The following is a 15,638-nucleotide window of genomic DNA, read 5'->3' as shown; positions in this document are numbered from 1 at the left end:
GAAAAACCATTTCCATCACGGCGCGTCAGGCAGCCGCAGCTCAGCAGAACTGGGCATAAAAAGCCTCACCTGCCGCACGGGTGATGACATCGGGCACTCCAGGCTCAGTCAGCAACTGCGTCATCCGCGACAGGGCAAAGCCCGCCTGCTCGGCCCGCGGGTCGGCATAGCCGGGCGGCTGCCAGCGCAGGCGCAGGATCTCGGACTCCTCGGTCGCAAATTTCCGCTTGTAGCGCAGCAACCCGGGTTGAACGTAGTCGGACGCGCCGAAATCGAAACGCATCAGCCCGCGACGCTGGCCGAAGCGTATGCCTTCCCAGACGAGGAGGTCGTTGGGGCAGGTCTGCCGGTCAGTCGAGGCGTTGAACTTGTAGTAAAGCGTATCACGCCAGATCAGGAAGAGGATGCCCGCAACCACCGCGCCGTTACATTCAGCCAGCATGACACAGAGACGGTCTTCGGGGGCGAAATTCGCATGCAGCGCCTCGAACAGCGCGAAAGGCTGCGGCAGCAGCCGATACTTCGTCTTGCGCACATGGCAGTGCATGTCGAAGAAAGTCCGCACGTCCTCGAGACTGCGGCCCTCGCGCACCGTCACGCCGAGGCGCTGCGCCTTGCGCACGTTCTGGCGGGCGGATCCGTCGAGGCCCTGCCAAAGCTCCGCCTCGGGACGGGCGAGATGAATTCCGTGCCAGGCCGCCCGGCCAGCGAACGAGAAGCGCCGATCCTGCGCGGGAATGGTGTTGCGCAGGCACCGCAAGGTGATCGGAATCCCCAGGGCCATCAGGGGGGCGACGAGATCCTCCCAGGCGGCGCTGTCGTCGAGGAGGGGATCGCAGTAGTCGCAGAACGGCCCGCAAACGATCCTGTCGCCCCGGAGGTCGGAGACGTGGGAGAAGAGCAAGGCCGAGGTCGCCCCGTCCGCCCCTTCCTGCACGGCGGCGGAAATGGTGAAGCCGTAGGTGCCCGCGACCGCGCGCGCCCAGGGCGCCGATGAGAACAGGCCGGTGAGCGGGTGGTCCGCCACCGCCGCCCAGGATGCGTCGCGGTCGGGCTCAATGAGCCGGGGCACCGCGCGGCAGGCGGCTTCCTGCCGGCGTTTCAGGCCGGGGACGGTCATCAGACGCTCCGGTCGAACAGCACCGCGGTGGGCGTGCGGAGGAGGATGCGGAGATCGAGTCGCAGCGACTGCTCGCGCAGATAGACCAGATCCAGTTCGAGCATCTCCGGTGTCGAAAGGCGGCTCCGGCCGCTCACCTGCCAGAGGCCGGTGATGCCCGGCAGGCATTCGTGCCGGCGCCGCTGCTCGGGCGTGAACATCTCCACCTCCCAGGGCAGGGAGGGGCGCGGGCCCACCATGGACATGTCGCCGCGGAGCACGTTGAGGAGCTGCGGCAGTTCATCGATGCTCAGGCGGCGCAGCCAGCGCCCGACCGGGGTGATGCGCGGGTCGTCCTTGAGCTTGAACACGCCCTCACTGCCGCCGACTGAACGGTCACCGCTGAGTTCCCGTGCGATCATGGCCCGCATGGCGCGATCATCGGCATTGGCGTGCATCGTGCGGAACTTCAGCATTTCGAAGCGCCGTTCGTGTCGGCCGACCCGGGTCTGCCGCAGCAACACAGGACCCGCTCCCGACATCCGCACCAGGATGGCCGCCAGCGCCATCACGGGCGAGAACAACAGCAGAGTAACCAGCGCCAGGCAGATGTCCAGGCTGCGCTTGGCAAGGCTAGGCTGGCCGGGAGACCAGTGGCCTGCCTCGGTCATGGCGGGCCAGGACTGGACCGGGCCTGCACCGGCCTGCGCGGTCTCCAGCGCGATCTTTGCCGGCCGCATCAGCCGGCTCCGATCCGCGGAATGATGGGCTCCGCCACGATCTCCGCAACGGTGCCGGCCACCTCGCGGAGCTGCGCATCGCTGATGTGCGGATAGATGGGCAGTGAGAGGACCTCGCGCGCCGCGCGTTCGGCAGCCGGCAAGGGAACTTGCTGCACCGAGCGGAACGGCGCCTGCAGGTGGCAGGGGATCGGATAATGGATGCCGGTGCCGATGCCGGCGGCGGCGAGGGCGCTGCGGAGCGCATCGCGCGCCGTCGCGCGGATTACGGCGAGGTGGTAGCTGCTTTCCGCATCGGGGGCGACCCGGACCATGCGGACCGGCAGCCCCTTCAGCGCCGTCGCATAGATCGAGGCGGCGTGGCGGCGCGCCGCGTTCCAGTTGTCCAGGCGGCGCAGCTTGACGGAAAGGACGGCCGCCTGCAGCGCGTCCAAGCGGTGGTTGCCGCCGAGGATGTCGTGCTGGTAGGGATCGTTGCCCTGGCGTCCATGATTGCTCATCGCACGGATGCGATCTGCGAGGATCACGTCGTCCGTGACCACGGCGCCGGCATCGCCGAAAGCACCGAGATTCTTACCGGGATAGAAGCTGAAGCAGCCCACCCGCGACAGGCTGCCCGCCCTGCGCCCCCGCCAGGTCGCGCCATGCGCCTGTGCGGCATCCTCGATGACGCAGAGCCCACATTGCTCCGCAAGAGCGTTGATGGCATCCATGTCGGCCGGCTGGCCGAACAGGTGCACGGCGATGATGGCAGCGGTCCGCGATGTCAGCTGCGGGCGGATGGTCTCGGGCGTAAGGAGCAAGGTCTCGGGGTCCACATCCGCGAAGACCGGCATGGCGCCTGCCGCCACGACGGCGGAAGCGGTGGCGATGAAGGTGTTCGCCGGCAGGACGACCTCTGCGCCCGGCCCGATGCCGAGCGCCGCAAGCGCGAGTTCGAGGGCAGCGGTGCCACTGCTGACGCCGACACAGTGTCGTGTGCCGCAATAGGCGGCCCATTCTGCCTCGAAGGCATCGACGGCAGGACCGCCCACGAAGCGGTTCGTTCCGATAACGTATCTCCAGGCACCGTCGATCTCGGCTGCGACTTCGGCATGCATGGCCGAGAGGTCGAGGAAGGGAACCGCCATTACCGCATCTCCGTGCTGCTTGCCTCGGCGTGCCTGTCCCCCACTGGCGGGCGCATATCGCGCCGGGGCTCCAGCTCCGCCAGGCTGGGGACCGTGACCTGGCCACGGTTGCGCATCGAACGGTCGATGGCCTCGAGCGCGGCGATGATGCCGAGCGCCTGCTCCCCGCTCGCCTCGGGCACCCGGTTCTGCCGGATGCTGTCAATAAAGTGGCGATCCTGCAGGGCTAGTGGTTCATCCGGGCGAATATACGGCGCCACAATGTCGCCGTAGCGGTACATGGCGGGCCGCTCGTGGGACGGCGGGGATCCCTCGTGGCCATGCACGCTGCGGTCGAAAATCCGCAACGGCTCCTCGGCCATGTCGTCATAGACCGCCATCTTTCGACTGCCTACGATGGTGACAGTACGCGTCTTGCGCGGGTCTAGCCAAGACAGGTGGACGTAGCCGGTGACCTTCGGGTCGTCGTACTGCAATTTCACATAGGCCATGTCCTCGATGCCGCCAAAGGCGAGCGAGGCGCCCCAGGCATCCACCGAGCGCGGCACGGCATCGAGCAGGAAATTCAGGATGGAGATATCGTGCGGGGCGAGATCCCAGATGACATTCACGTCGGGCCGATAGAGGCCGAGATTCAGGCGTGCTGAATGGATATAGTAGATCTCCCCCAACTCGCCGGCCTGTAGGCGGCGGCGCAACTCGCGCACTGCAGGGTTGAACTGAAAGGTGTGCCCCACCATCAGCAGGGCTCCGGAACGGCGAGCCTCAGCGACGAGCAATCTCGCCTCATCGAGCGAGGTTGTCAGAGGCTTCTCCACCAGCACTGGCTTTCGCGCGCGCAACGCCGCGAGAGCGAGTTCACCATGGCTCTCCGGCGGCGTGGCGATGACGACCGCGTCCACATACGGGAGCGCCTCGTTCAGACTGGTGCAGATAGTGGTGGTCGGGAAGCGCACCTGCAGCGAACGCGCCAGGGCCAGATCCTGCTCGATAAGGGTAATACCCGCCACGCCGGGCGTGGCGCTGAGCACGCGCACATGCTTAGAACCCCAGTAGCCGCAGCCGACCACGGCGACGCGGAGGCCGGCGGTCTCTGGGCGGCGATCCAACCCGTAATGCGGCAGCACGTCATGCTCACCCTGCATCCTCAAAAGAGCGACGGCATGGTCCGGCCGTCCGTTGCACTGGCTGGACCTGGCCGGTACGTCGTTCCTCTTCAAGGTCATGAACTGCGGCTTCCTTCTTTGTCGCGCCTGTTCCCGGTAGGAACAGGCGTTGGTTCCTTTGGTCCAATCCATTTGCAGGCTCCGCATCCGGCAGGGACGTGCCGGCCGGGTAAGACCTGCTGGAGACAAGCCCTCTTTGGCCAAGGCATGCCACGGCCCGCCTCCTTGGCGTTACTCCGGCCCGGCACAGAGCAGGTCCAGTTGCCGTGGCGACGACAGAACCTCGCATGCACCTGCACATGCGGCTTGGTGGCAGGCCATGGATCTGATGACTTTGGACGTTCCGCCAGCCCGATGCCGAGATCCGGGCTAATTATTACGCTTCAAAAATGGTTGAACTAGCCAGCCTATGCGGGACCGCCCGCAGAGTTGCGATTCGAGGAGGTGCGTACCGGGGCGTAGCGCGCCACGCGCGGCCCGACGAAGATGTCCGCGAACGCGGCGGGGGAGGAAGTCGGTGCAGTTCAGCGAGAGAAGGAGACTGAATGTCAGTGCTGGACATGGCGTCTTTCTTGGTCATTAAAACATAAAAATACTTTTGTATTGCTAAATAAATCTACAATCAAATCTATATCACAACATATGTCAACGACACGAATCGTTCTTGAGATTATTCTGATGAAACTGGTCAGTTTTCGTATTTGCATTAGCCTAACAGCAAAATTCCTAGTGCCTCTGCATTTTCTTTCTACATTATAATATTTCGCACAGGCATAGAACATCAGTTTCTGCGTTTAGGATATCCAGTATCTGATGGCCGATACTCACATCTGTGAGATCAATAAACCGTTGCGATATAACCACCAATGAAGCTCTCCAAGCGATATCAAAAAATACAATTTTGCAACTAATCCAAGAGACAATGCTCATTCGCTCGCGCAACGAGTTGTGGCGCGACGGCAGGCCTGGGATGTCGGCCTACCTGGTTGTGTTGCAAAGTTTGAAGTTGGGCTGATACCAAGGCTCTCTGAGCGAGACTCCTGAAGGGGCTTGCGCGACGCGGCGGGATTTTGATTCAAGATGGCGAACAGAGGAGGTTCGCCATGGCCGCCATCCCGCTGCGGGGTGACTTCAATGCCGCGACGGCCCGGGCCGCGGCGCGAGCGACGAAGGAGGCGGGACAGGCCCGCCACCTGCTGGCTCTGGCAGCGATCTACGACGGCGCGAGCCGTGCGGATGCGGCGAAGCTGGGCGGGGTGACGGTTCAGATCGTGCGGGACTGGGTGCTGAAGTTCAACGCCGCTGGTCCGGCGGGGCTGATCGACCGCAAGGCTCCGGGCCAACCGCGCCGCCTGACGGCGGAGCATCGGGCCGCATTGGCCGCGATGATCGAGAGCGGGCCGATCCCAGCGGTGCACGGGGTGGTGCGCTGGCGACAGATCGACCTGTGTCAGTGGCTCTGGGAGGAATTCCGCGTGCCGGTGGACCGGCGCACGCTGGGGCGGGAAATGAGGGAGATGGGCTTTCGCAAGCTGTCGGCGCGGCCGCGTCATCATGCCCAGTGTACAGCACGGAGCAAACCGGCTGTGGATCACGCTCCAATCCGGCAGTGGATCACGCAGGAAACCGGCACCCTGGCACGGGGTGAAGCGGCACCGGCTGCGGGGGGCGGGTCTCTCCTGGCAGGCGAGTAATCGCCAAGAACATCCCTCCCTTTCACCGGGAGTGATGGATGCCGAGGACGAGAACGTTGATGCGCAGGATCAAGGAAGTGTTGCGCCTGAAATTCGAGTTGGGACTGAACGACAGCCAGGTCGCGGCCGGGGCGCGGCTGGCCCGGTCGACCGTACAGGACTACCTGCTGAGGGTGGCCGCCACCGGGCTGGATTACCCGCAACTGTGCGCCCTGAGCGACGAGGAGCTCGATCGGCGTTTGTTTCCGCCGCGCGAACTGCGCGACATGTCGCGCCCACTGCCGGACTGGGAGGTCATTGACCGCGAATCCCGTCGCCGTGGCGTGACGCTGCGGCTGTTGTGGCTGGAGTACGTCGCCGGGCAGCCGGACGGCTACCAGTACACCCAGTTCCTGCGGCATTTCCGCGCCTGGCAGCGGGCGTCGCGGCCGACGGTGATGCGCCAGGTGCACCGCGCGGGCGAAGCGCTGGAGGTCGACTACGCCGGGATGACGCTGACGGTGATGGACCTGGGCGTGCCGCGCGAGGCGCAGGTGTTCGTCGCCTGCCTGCCGTGCTCGCACCTGGTCTACGCCGAGGCGACCTGGACGCAGGGCCAGGAGGACTGGTTGGGCTCGCACGTGCGGGCGTTGGCGGCGATTGGCGGCTGCCCGGAGAAGCTGGTGCCGGACAACCTCAGGAGCGGGGTTACCGACGCCTCGTACTACGACCCGGTGCTGAACCGCGCCTACCAGCAGTTGGCGCAGCACTACGGCATCGCGGTCGTTCCGGCGCGGGTGCGGCGTCCACGGGACAAGTCGTCGGTGGAAGGCGCCGTGAAGCATGAAGCATGTGGAGCGCTGGGTACTGGCACCGTTGCGCCACCGTCGGTTCCTGTCGCTGGCCGAGGCCAACGCCGCGATCACCGAACTGGTGGAGGCGTGGAACAACCGCCCGTTCAGCCCGCCGCGGGAGGGCAGCCGCCGCGCGCTGTTCGAGGCGATCGAGCGCCCGGCCTTGAAGCCATTGCCCGCCGAGCCGTTTGTCATCGGCCAGTGGCTGGTCGCCCGGGTGAACGTTGATTACCACATCGCCGTCGACGACCACTTCTACTCGGTGCCGTATCGGCTGGTGCACGAACGGGTCGACGTGTTCCTCACCGCCACCGCGGTGACGGTGTTCGCCAACACCGAGCGGGTGGCCACCCACGTCCGCAGCTTCCGGCGCGCCCACCATACCACCCTGACCGAGCACATGCCGCCCGCGCACCAGGCAATGGCCCGGCGCACGCCGGAGAAGCTGCGCGAGGACGCGGCGGCAGTGGGGATCGCCACCGCCACCTACGTGGCGCGACTGCTGGAGGCGCGCGAGCACCCCGAGCAGGGCATGCGTGCCTGCCTGGGCGTGCTGCGGTTGGCCAAGAGCTACGGCCGCGAGCGGCTGGAACTGGCCTGCGAGCGGGCGCTGGCGGCGGGCGCGCTGTCGTCGCGCTACGTCGAGCAGTTACTCAAGGCCGACCAGCGCCAGCCCTTCCTGCAAGCACGATCCGACGACGGTCTCGGCCAGCACGCCAACGTGCGTGGGCCGAGCTACTACAATTGAGCGGGGGCCGGAGATGATCCACCCATCCATCGAGAAGCTGCGGCAGATGCGCCTGACCGGCATGGCGCGGGCGCTGGAGGAGCAACTTGCCCAGCCGGATATCGCCGCTTTGTCCTTCGACGAACGGCTGGCCCTGCTGGTCGATCGCGAGGAGATCGAACGGCAGAGCGTGGCGCTGGCGCAGCGCCTGCGGGCGGCGCGGCTGCGCCAGGCCGCCTGCATGGAGGACTTCGACTACCAGGGCGCGCGTGGGCTGGACCGCAGCCTGATGCGCCAGCTTGCGACCGGCGACTGGCTGCGCCAGCACACCAACGTCCTGGTGTTGGGGGCAACCGGCGTGGGGAAATCCTTTGTCGCCTGCGCGCTCGGCAACCAGGCGGCGCGCGGCGGCGTGTCGGTGCGCTACCAGCGCCTCTCGCGGCTGCTCGACGACCTGGCGATGGCGCGGGCGGAAGGCAAGTACGCCCGGCTGCTGGCGCAGTTGGCCAAGGTGCGGCTGCTGATCCTGGACGACTGGCTGATGGTGAAGCTGACCGGCGAGCAGCGGCGCGACCTGATGGAGGTGATCGACGACCGCCACCAACGCGGCTCGACCATTCTGGCGACGCAAATTCCGGTGGATCGCTGGCACGACCAAATTGCGGATCCCACCTACGCCGATGCGATCCTGGATCGACTGGTCCACAACGCCTACCGCATCGAGCTGCGCGGCGGTTCGCGGCGTCCGCGCAAGGCGGTCGTGGACGGGAAGAGCAGCACGAGTATCGAGGCCAATGAAGTTATCCCCGATATTCACGCAATCCACAGCCACTTATCCACAACAGGAAGAAAGACTGAATGATTAACTGTTAGTTGCTCCGCAGGGCGGAGTCAATGTAAGGTCGTTTTGCCAGTAGAGACCCGCTGGAGCGGGTGCCCATAACCCTGCGGAGCAGGCGCCGGATTGCAGCGTGATCCGGTGCCGGTTTCGAGCGTGTCCGGGTGCCGGTTTGCAGCGTGATGCCCTGCCGGTTTGGAGCGTGCCGGGGTGCCGAAATCAGCGTGACCGACATGCCCAGGCGGCAGGCGCGGTGGATGCGTTTAAAAAAAGTTCCCAGCCGAGTTGGAGAAGATCGCGGCCGAGAAGGGCCTCTCCCCCGACCGCATAGAGATCTGGTTCGCCGACGAAGCCAGGATCGGTCAGAAGAACAAGATCACCCGCCGCTGGGCACGCCGTGGCACGCGGCCCTCGGCACCGCAGGATCTGCGCACCGCCTCCACCTACATCTTCGGTGCCATCTGCCCCAAGGAGGGCAAGGGCGCGGCGCTGGTGCTGCCCTGCTGCAACATCGCGGCGATGAACCTGCACCTGGCCGAGATCGCCACCGCGGTGGCGCCTGGCGCACACGCCGTGCTGCTGCTCGACCAGGCGGGATGGCACACCTCCGCACGCCTCATCGTGCCGCCCAACATCACGCTGCTGCCACTTCCGCCGAAGTGCCCCGAGTTGAATCCGACCGAGAACGTCTGGCAGTTCCTGCGCGACAACTGGCTGTCGAACCTGGTGTTCCGCTCCTATGAGGCCATCCTCGATCACTGCTGCCACGCCTGGTGCCGGTTCATGGACCAGCCCTGGCGCATTATGTCCATCGGACTGCGCGACTGGGCTCACCGGTTCTGATCAGTGGGCATTGGTATGAGTGTGGCCTTGGATGAGGTGAATTTCAGGCGGCGATCTGGAACAAGCCAGCAATGAAGGCGGCCTGCGCCTTCATGTCCCGACCACCGACTTTTCGAACCTGTCCTTTCCTCATCATCGCCATTGCCTCGTAGCCCGCCAGCGTTCGCCGCGCCGTTTGGAAACAGCCGAAGCCCAGACCTGGATCAGTCAATCGTTTGATCCGCCGATGGTCCTGCTCAACGATGTTGTTCAGGTACTTACACTGCCGCAGCTTGGTCCGTCGCCACAGCTCATCGCCTCTCTTCATCTCGGCAACCGCCTTCGGATAGGCTGCATTTTTGTCAACCGTGATCGTCCGCGGGATCACCGTGTGCGGCTGGCCCAGCGCCTTGCGGAAGAACCGCTTCGCTGCCGCCGCGTCCCGTCTCGCGCTGAGCAGGAAGTCGATGGTTTGGCCCCGGCTGTCGACCGCCCGATAGAGATAGGTCCAGCGGCCCTTCACCTTGATGTACGTTTCATCCACCCGCCAGGAGCCGGTGCAGGGACGCAGATAGGGCCGAAGTCGCTTCTCCAGGTCGGCCGCGTAGGCCTGGATCCAACGAAACAGGGTGGTGTGGTCGACCGCCACGCCGCGATCCGTCAGCATCAACTCAAGGTCCCGGTAGCTGATCGGGAACATCAGATACCAGCGCACCGCCCAGAGGATCACCTCGCCGGTGAAATGCCGTCCCTTGAAGCCCGCCACCACCCCATCCCCGCCCCTTCGTCCAGGCCGATCCTACCCCACCACGATTCTATCGCAAAATTTGCAACAGAACCGCCTGGAACGCCTGCTGGTCACGCCGCTTGAGCCGCTCGTATTCCTCCACAGACAGGAGCACAGTGCGCGGGCGGCCGTTCTTGGTCACCATCACCGGGCGCTTGAGGGCGATGTCGCTGTAGTGGGAGAACTGCCGCACCAGTTCGCCTGCCGTGGTCACGACGGGATCACCCGTGGACATCTGTAGCCTCCCAACCTGCTGATAAACCCCGACTCCGTGAGAATCTGCTTGCCTTGGGGGAGCGAGCTTGATTCGCTCCTTCCATGGCGGGTGACATCCTGACCCCTGCGGACCGGGCGCATTTTCTGGCGATGATGCGTCGGCAGACGAACAGCGCGGTGCACCGGCGGATGAACACGCTGCTTCTGCTCGACGATGGCTGGACTGCTGAGCGGGTGGCGGAGGCGCTGTTCATTGACGCAGAGACGGTACGTGAGCATCGACGGCGCTACGCGCTGGAGGGCCGGACGGGCATCGAGCGGTTGGCCTATGAAGGGCACGCCCCGACCCTGACCGAGGCGCAGATGGCCGAGTTGGCGACGGAACTGTCGGCCCGGCTGTATCTGACGGCGAAAGCGGTCTGCGGCTTCGTGGCGGCGCGTTTCGGTGTCACCTACACGCCGCATGCGATGGCGAAACTGCTGGTGCGCATGGGCTTTGTCTGGAAGCGGCCGAAATGCGTGCCTGCCAAGGCGGATGCCGAGGCACAACGGGCTTTCCTGGCGCAGACGCTGGCACCGCTGATGGCCATCGCCGAGGCGAACCCGGCACAGCCGCTCTATTTCGTCGATGCGACACACCCGGCTTACGACGCCCATCCCGCCTGCGGCTGGATCCGGCGTGGCGAGACGCGGATGCTCAAGAGCAACCACGGGCGGGTGAACGTGACGCTGGCGGGTGCGCTGAGCTGGCCTGGCCGTGAGGTGGTAACCCGCGAGGCCAAGAAGATGACTGGCCCGGAGATGGTGGCGTTCTTCGCCGAACTCGCGGTCCGCCATCCGACGGCAACGGCCATCACCCTGGTGCTCGACAATGCCACCTATAACCGGGCGAAGGTGGTACGCGACTGGCTGGCGACCGAAGATGGGCAGCGGATCAAGCTGGTCTACCTGCCGCCCTATGCGCCGAACCTCAACTTGATCGAGCGCTTCTGGTGGTTTTTCAAGAAGCACGCGCTATGGAACGTCTATTATCCCACGTTTGCCGACTTCAAAGCCGGGATCATTGACTTCTTCAGCGACAGCAGCCGCTGGAAGAACGACCTCCTGTCGCTCATCACCGATCGCTTCCACTTCATCGACGCGCAACAAACACAGATTTCATCCGCGTAGAGGTTTATCACACAAAATACATGAAATGCGGGTTTTATGCAAGATGCTCTTCAGACGTGATAACCCTGCATTATCGCGGGTGATGGGGGAGTGCCTTTTTTGGGGATTTTATAAATTTAACAACAGCTTGTTGCACTCTGTCGCGTGCCCTGGATGATGAGAATTTCCGTCCGGCGGAGCCTGTTCGGCCGGTTTCGTACCCTGGATCGCGATAAAGAATCCCCTGGTTCGGGATAAAAAGTGCCCTGGATTATGAGAAAATGCCTGGGATCGCGATAAAGTCGTCGCGGGTAGATTGCCTTGTCACTTTGCTGATCGCCTTTCTGTGCCAGCGTCCTGCGGCGCTGCTCCTTGGCGCCTGAGCGTGGCGACGCTGACCGCCCCTCCCCGTCGCGCGAGCCGGCAGGCAGGTGACGGCGGGGCTTGGCTGAGGCTCATACGCGATAATGGCCGCTTACCATTGTAGGTAAGATGCTGCCACAATCGGCGATAAGGCAAGAAAATCAGTCCTATCGGTGGCGCCCCGTTCCCATGGCAGCCCGCCAGGCACTATTGCACCTCCGGCCTGGCCAGCAGGGCTTCCTCTGGGAGGACGATGGCTTCCCACAGCGCCGCCCGCAGGTCAGGGCGCCACTGGCTGGCGCTCTCGAGCAGCCGGTCCTGATCCGCGACCGACAGCAGTTGCCACAGTGTCCGTGCCGAGACAGCGGTGCCGTCGTCCCAGGCGACGCCAGCCACTGGCGTGGCGAAGACTGACGATAGCACCGCGGCCAGACAGACCATAACCGTGAAGGCCAGCGATGCCGGTAGCCGCGCCAGTGTCATGTGGTCCAGCGGGGGCGCAATGACCCCTGGAATGGCGCCGTCCGACCACACGGCCGCGATCGTGTCCTGGCTGGACCGCCACCCGAACACCCGCGGCAGCAGCGGCACCAAATCCTCGACGATCACCCGCAGGTCCGTCGGCAACAGGCCGGCCCAGAATGAACCCGTCTGACCGGCCAGCGCCCGCCACAAGGCTTCCTGCAAAGCCAGCACCCGCCGGAGTGCTGCCGGCGCCACCTGCAGCGATACGTCCATCGGGGTGCCACGCGCCGGCGGATGCCGCGGCCATCGTTCGGGCCATGGGTGTTCCACCGGTCGGGCGTCCACCAGTGAGTGGCAGGATCGGCAAAGTAGTCGTAACCGGCCGCGCTCGGCGACAAAATCCAGGTCGGGCCAGAGACAGCAGCCCGGTGCCAGGCCGTCTTCCAGCGGCAGCCAATGGGTCGGACACACGACGCAACAGCCGACGAACCACGACGCCCGCAGATGCACCTCGCCGGCGTCGGCGAGAGCGGCCCGCAGGCAGCCAGGGCACCACATCACTGCGGGGCGCTCCCACACTGGCGGCACGCCGGGTAGCAGGCCCCGCGTTGTCAGGGCATGGACCTGTCCGGGGCAGCTGTGACCCACGACCGCCAGCGCCGCTTCCGCCGCTGGCAGCCGCCCTGCATTCGCCGCCGACAGAACTGCGGTGTGCCGCGGATGCGGCAACTCGCCAAGGGCATGGGCGAGGATGGCGGTGCCTGACAGGTGATAGCGGGCGGCGATGCGCGCGACCCAGGACAGCAGCGCCTCCCCCGTCACCGGTGCCGGGGCAATCGGCAATGGCGGTAGCGTCACCCTGGCAGGGCGACACGTCGCGTCTGCTGCGGCTGATGTGGCAGGCGCCGATCCTGTACCGTCAGCCCGTGCCAGATCTCGGGATCGGCGAAACTCTCCAGGTCCACCTTCTCGCGTCCACTGCGCACCGCCGCGACGGCGGCACGTTCGAACGCCTTGCAGATCGCCAGCGTGATGCCGCCGGTCCGCTCCAGCAGCAGGCTGCGCAACTTGGGCGAATCCACCGGCGAGCGTTCCCGCAGCGGCAGGCTCCAGACCAAACGGGTGATGAAGGCACGCAATTCCTCCCCAGGCGCCCAGCGCGGCAGTTCCTCGTCGCTGAACCGGCTGCGCAGCTGGCTATCGGAGAGCAGCACATGCCGTGCCTCCGGCACGCCGACGCAGACCAGCGCCAACTGCAGGTCATTGGAGAGGAACCGCAGCAGCTGCAAGAACAGCCGCTGCTGCCGACCGGTGCCGGCGAGCACCGAGTTGATCTCGTCGATCACCAACACCCGGGTGCCGAGCTCACGCAGCATCTGGCTGGCGGCAGCGCGCAGCCGGGCGGGGCGGCCACTCGCCCAGTGCACTGCCAGGGGCGCATCGACTGCCGCCAGCACGCGGTCGAAAAACTCGCCCTCCACCGGCTGCGGCGGCATCAGCACCACCACCACCGGACGGCGCCCGACGCCGGCGGCGATGTCGAATGCGGTCGCATTGGCGCGCTCGAACTTGCGGATGAGCATCGTCTTGCCCATGCCGCTCTCGCCCAGCAACAGCACGTTCTCCATCCGCTCGCGGGGCGGCTGGTCGAAGGCTTCCTGCAGGATGCCGAGCAGCCGGGTGGCGGTAGGATACGGGATCCAGCGCTCGGCCCGGATATGCGCGATCCGGGTTGCCGCATCGAGGCCGGCAATCGGCCGCAGCTCAGCGGGCAGATGGGCGAACTCTGGCATCACCAGAACTCCACCCCGCTCCCCTCGCCCTCGGGAGGCATCGGCACGCGCGCCTCGTCATCCTCTGCCAGCGCCGCTGGTGGATGCGGGGGTTGGTTCGGCGCCGCCACTGCGGCCGACGCCGCCAGGCCGGTTCGGGCGACGGCCCGGCGGGCCGCCTTGCTGCGCCGGGCGGCGTCTTCGAGGATGTGTCGCTGCTCGGCAATCGCGGCGAAGATCGCCGGCTCATCGACGCCGCGGCGTCCCTCGGCGTGCAGGCGGCGGACCGCTTCGCGGTGTTCCCACAGCGTGATCGCCGGCCGGCCCAAATCGGCATAGGGCACCCGGACGTGACCGCCGGTCGGCAGTTCCACGAAGACGGCGCTGAGGTCGCGCGGGTCATACTTCACCCGCAGCCGGCCGACGTCGCGATCGACCAGATGCGCCAGGGCGCCATCCTGGTAGAGAATGTTGAACAGCCGTACGCCGTCCCGTCGGATCACCCGCTCCTCGAACGGCAGGAAATCCAAGCGCAGCGCCGGCTCATCGCTGGCTTGCCGCAGCGGTGTCGTCGCTTGCGCCGCGACCCAGGCGGCAGCCGGCGAGCGCCCCAGGCCACTGTGCACCTCGTTGTGGTAGGGACCCAGCACTTCCAGCGCCAACAGCCGCTCGAACTCCTGCAAGGTGAGCACCGCTTCCGCCTCGGACGCATACGCGCCGCGGGCAGCAACACTGGAAAACGTCGTGCCCGGCAGGGCATGCACCCGCTCCATCAGCGTGCCCATCAGGCGCTCGATGTGGCCACCGAAACGTGGCGTCGCCGGCGGCCGGTACTCGATGCGGATGCCGTGCCGCTGGCAGCCGCGCTCAAACGCATGGGCATGGAACTCGGCGCCGTTATCGACATGGATGGTCTCCGGCAACCCGTGCACCGGCCAAGCCAGCGCAATGTCGCGGTCGGCGAGCCAGGCGGCCTTCGGCAGCACGGCATGGGACACGGCCAATGCGACACTGGCCGCGCAGGGTGGATCCAACGACAACAGAAAGCCGGCCACCATGCGCGTGTGCACGTCCAGCACCAGCGTCAGCCAGGGCCGGCCGATGCAGGCGCGCATGACGTCGTCCACCAGCATGATGTCGACCTTGGTGTGGTCGATCTGCACGACCTGCAGTGGCCGCTCGGTACGCAGGCCGCCTGTCACCTGGCGGAAGCGGTCCGCGGCGGCGCTGCCTTCGCGCGCCCGCACCCGCTCGCGCAAGCTGCGCGCCGAGACACGCGCCCGCAACGCGTTCATGGACGGCGACGTAAGGCCGGCGGCCTGGCAGTCCTGCCGGACCTGGACGAACAAGTACCGCAGCGTCGGCCGCTCCGGCTGCAGGTAGACCCGCGCCAACGCCGCTTCGATCCGCGCCTCAACCGCCGGGTCCAGCCGGCGCCGGCCTTTCGCCGGACCGGGCTGCGACAGCAGCAGCGACGCCGTTTCCGGCCGGCGGCGGAAGGCCTGGATCAGGCGGTAAACGTGCGGGATGCTCAAGTCCAGCACATGGGCGGCGGTCGTGACCACGGCGCGCGTCAGCCGCGGCGCCTGCGCCAATGGCCGGATGACCGCTTCACGTCGCGCCGCTTCTGCCCACACCTCGTCGGAAGCCGAGGGTAAAGATGAACGATCGGACATGTGGACCGTGCCGGCGACACTCATAGCGAAAATGTAGCACGATCCTTGGTGCTTTTATCGCGATCTAAGGTATTTTATCATGATCCAGTGGAGACGTAGATCATTGAAAAGAAAGGATTGGCGTTATCATTAACTGAAGTGCGCGACAGCAGCACCAGGGC

The 15,638-nt window shown here is 65.8% G+C and carries 10 protein-coding genes and 4 pseudogenes; 5 read left to right on the top strand and 9 right to left on the bottom strand.

Annotated features, from left to right (window positions below; translation table 11 throughout):
• Window positions 1-40: 40 nt before the first annotated feature.
• Genes NBY65_RS30330 through NBY65_RS30315 form a run of 4 tightly spaced genes read right to left on the bottom strand, consistent with a single transcriptional unit; the run spans window position 41 to window position 4,267 of the window.
• Entirely contained in the window at window positions 41-1,120 is a 1,080-nt protein-coding gene (locus NBY65_RS30330) for a lipid II:glycine glycyltransferase FemX (protein WP_150045379.1), read from the bottom strand.
• Window positions 1,120-1,839: a sugar transferase gene (locus NBY65_RS30325; RefSeq protein ID WP_203330729.1), complete on the bottom strand. Its 720-nt coding sequence runs from the start codon at window positions 1,837-1,839 to the stop codon at window positions 1,120-1,122. The genes NBY65_RS30330 and NBY65_RS30325 overlap by 1 nt, the downstream gene beginning before the upstream one ends.
• Window positions 1,839-2,969: a DegT/DnrJ/EryC1/StrS family aminotransferase gene (locus NBY65_RS30320; protein ID WP_150045378.1), complete on the bottom strand. Its 1,131-nt coding sequence runs from the start codon at window positions 2,967-2,969 to the stop codon at window positions 1,839-1,841. The genes NBY65_RS30325 and NBY65_RS30320 overlap by 1 nt, the downstream gene beginning before the upstream one ends.
• Window positions 2,969-4,267 carry a Gfo/Idh/MocA family protein gene (locus NBY65_RS30315; protein ID WP_162530871.1) on the bottom strand — a complete coding sequence of 433 codons (1,299 nt, stop codon included), beginning with the start codon at window positions 4,265-4,267 and terminating at the stop codon, window positions 2,969-2,971. Before NBY65_RS30315 ends, NBY65_RS30320 begins: the two co-directional genes overlap by 1 nt.
• A 971-nt stretch (window positions 4,268-5,238) precedes the next feature.
• On the opposite strand from NBY65_RS30315, the pseudogene NBY65_RS30310 reads away from it, so the two are divergent.
• The 4 pseudogenes from NBY65_RS30310 to NBY65_RS30295 all read left to right on the top strand — a co-directional run.
• Window positions 5,239-5,697 (top strand): annotated as a pseudogene (locus NBY65_RS30310) (helix-turn-helix domain-containing protein); the annotation flags it as partial.
• 191 nt (window positions 5,698-5,888) lie between these two features.
• A pseudogene (istA, locus tag NBY65_RS30305) lies at window positions 5,889-7,410 on the top strand (IS21 family transposase).
• 13 nt (window positions 7,411-7,423) lie between these two features.
• A pseudogene (gene istB / locus NBY65_RS30300) lies at window positions 7,424-8,140 on the top strand (IS21-like element helper ATPase IstB); the annotation flags it as partial.
• A 319-nt stretch (window positions 8,141-8,459) separates the two neighbouring features.
• Window positions 8,460-9,070: pseudogene (locus tag NBY65_RS30295) on the top strand (IS630 family transposase); the annotation flags it as partial.
• A gap of 43 nt (window positions 9,071-9,113) precedes the next feature.
• On the opposite strand, the gene NBY65_RS30290 reads toward NBY65_RS30295, so the two are convergent.
• Together NBY65_RS30290 and NBY65_RS30285 are read right to left on the bottom strand one after the other, a co-directional pair.
• Window positions 9,114-9,815 (bottom strand): IS6 family transposase, encoded by a 702-nt coding sequence (locus NBY65_RS30290; RefSeq protein WP_150045531.1) that lies wholly within the window; start codon window positions 9,813-9,815, stop codon window positions 9,114-9,116.
• Window positions 9,816-9,864: 49 nt separating this feature from the next.
• Window positions 9,865-10,071: a type II toxin-antitoxin system prevent-host-death family antitoxin gene (locus tag NBY65_RS30285; protein WP_150045530.1), complete on the bottom strand. Its 207-nt coding sequence runs from the start codon at window positions 10,069-10,071 to the stop codon at window positions 9,865-9,867.
• A gap of 83 nt (window positions 10,072-10,154) precedes the next feature.
• Between NBY65_RS30285 and NBY65_RS30280 the strand changes: the two genes are divergently transcribed.
• On the top strand, window positions 10,155-11,222 hold the full coding sequence (locus NBY65_RS30280; RefSeq protein ID WP_150045529.1) for an IS630 family transposase: 1,068 nt from the start codon (window positions 10,155-10,157) through the stop codon (window positions 11,220-11,222).
• Between the two features lie 549 nt (window positions 11,223-11,771).
• Here NBY65_RS30280 and NBY65_RS30275 read toward each other — a convergent pair.
• The 3 genes from NBY65_RS30275 to NBY65_RS30265 are packed head-to-tail and all read right to left on the bottom strand — an operon-like array spanning window position 11,772 to window position 15,477.
• The gene (locus NBY65_RS30275) at window positions 11,772-12,872 is read right to left on the bottom strand and encodes a TniQ family protein (RefSeq protein ID WP_162530895.1); all 1,101 of its coding nucleotides are present in this window, start codon (window positions 12,870-12,872) and stop codon (window positions 11,772-11,774) included.
• 11 nt (window positions 12,873-12,883) lie between these two features.
• Window positions 12,884-13,822, bottom strand: coding sequence for a TniB family NTP-binding protein (locus NBY65_RS30270; RefSeq protein WP_239003242.1), 939 nt, complete (start codon window positions 13,820-13,822; stop codon window positions 12,884-12,886).
• Window positions 13,822-15,477: a Mu transposase C-terminal domain-containing protein gene (locus NBY65_RS30265; protein WP_150045527.1), complete on the bottom strand. Its 1,656-nt coding sequence runs from the start codon at window positions 15,475-15,477 to the stop codon at window positions 13,822-13,824. The genes NBY65_RS30270 and NBY65_RS30265 overlap by 1 nt, the downstream gene beginning before the upstream one ends.
• Window positions 15,478-15,638 lie beyond the last annotated feature (161 nt).

The sequence above is a fragment of the Rhodovastum atsumiense genome (assembly GCF_937425535.1).
GTDB lineage: Bacteria > Pseudomonadota > Alphaproteobacteria > Acetobacterales > Acetobacteraceae > Rhodovastum > Rhodovastum atsumiense.
Note: the sequence above shows the minus strand (reverse complement) of the source record. Positions and strands in the feature narration are given on the sequence as shown.

Coding starts and splice junctions, on each gene's coding strand:
- NBY65_RS30315 (WP_162530871.1), bottom strand. CDS start 4,267: ATGGATTGGACCAAAGGAACCAACGCCTGTTCCTACCGGGAACAGGCG.
- NBY65_RS30330 (WP_150045379.1), bottom strand. CDS start 1,120: ATGACCGTCCCCGGCCTGAAACGCCGGCAGGAAGCCGCCTGCCGCGCG.
- NBY65_RS30265 (WP_150045527.1), bottom strand. CDS start 15,477: ATGTCCGATCGTTCATCTTTACCCTCGGCTTCCGACGAGGTGTGGGCA.
- NBY65_RS30270 (WP_239003242.1), bottom strand. CDS start 13,822: ATGCCAGAGTTCGCCCATCTGCCCGCTGAGCTGCGGCCGATTGCCGGC.
- NBY65_RS30285 (WP_150045530.1), bottom strand. CDS start 10,071: ATGTCCACGGGTGATCCCGTCGTGACCACGGCAGGCGAACTGGTGCGG.
- NBY65_RS30280 (WP_150045529.1), top strand. CDS start 10,155: ATGGCGGGTGACATCCTGACCCCTGCGGACCGGGCGCATTTTCTGGCG.
- NBY65_RS30320 (WP_150045378.1), bottom strand. CDS start 2,969: ATGGCGGTTCCCTTCCTCGACCTCTCGGCCATGCATGCCGAAGTCGCA.
- NBY65_RS30325 (WP_203330729.1), bottom strand. CDS start 1,839: ATGCGGCCGGCAAAGATCGCGCTGGAGACCGCGCAGGCCGGTGCAGGC.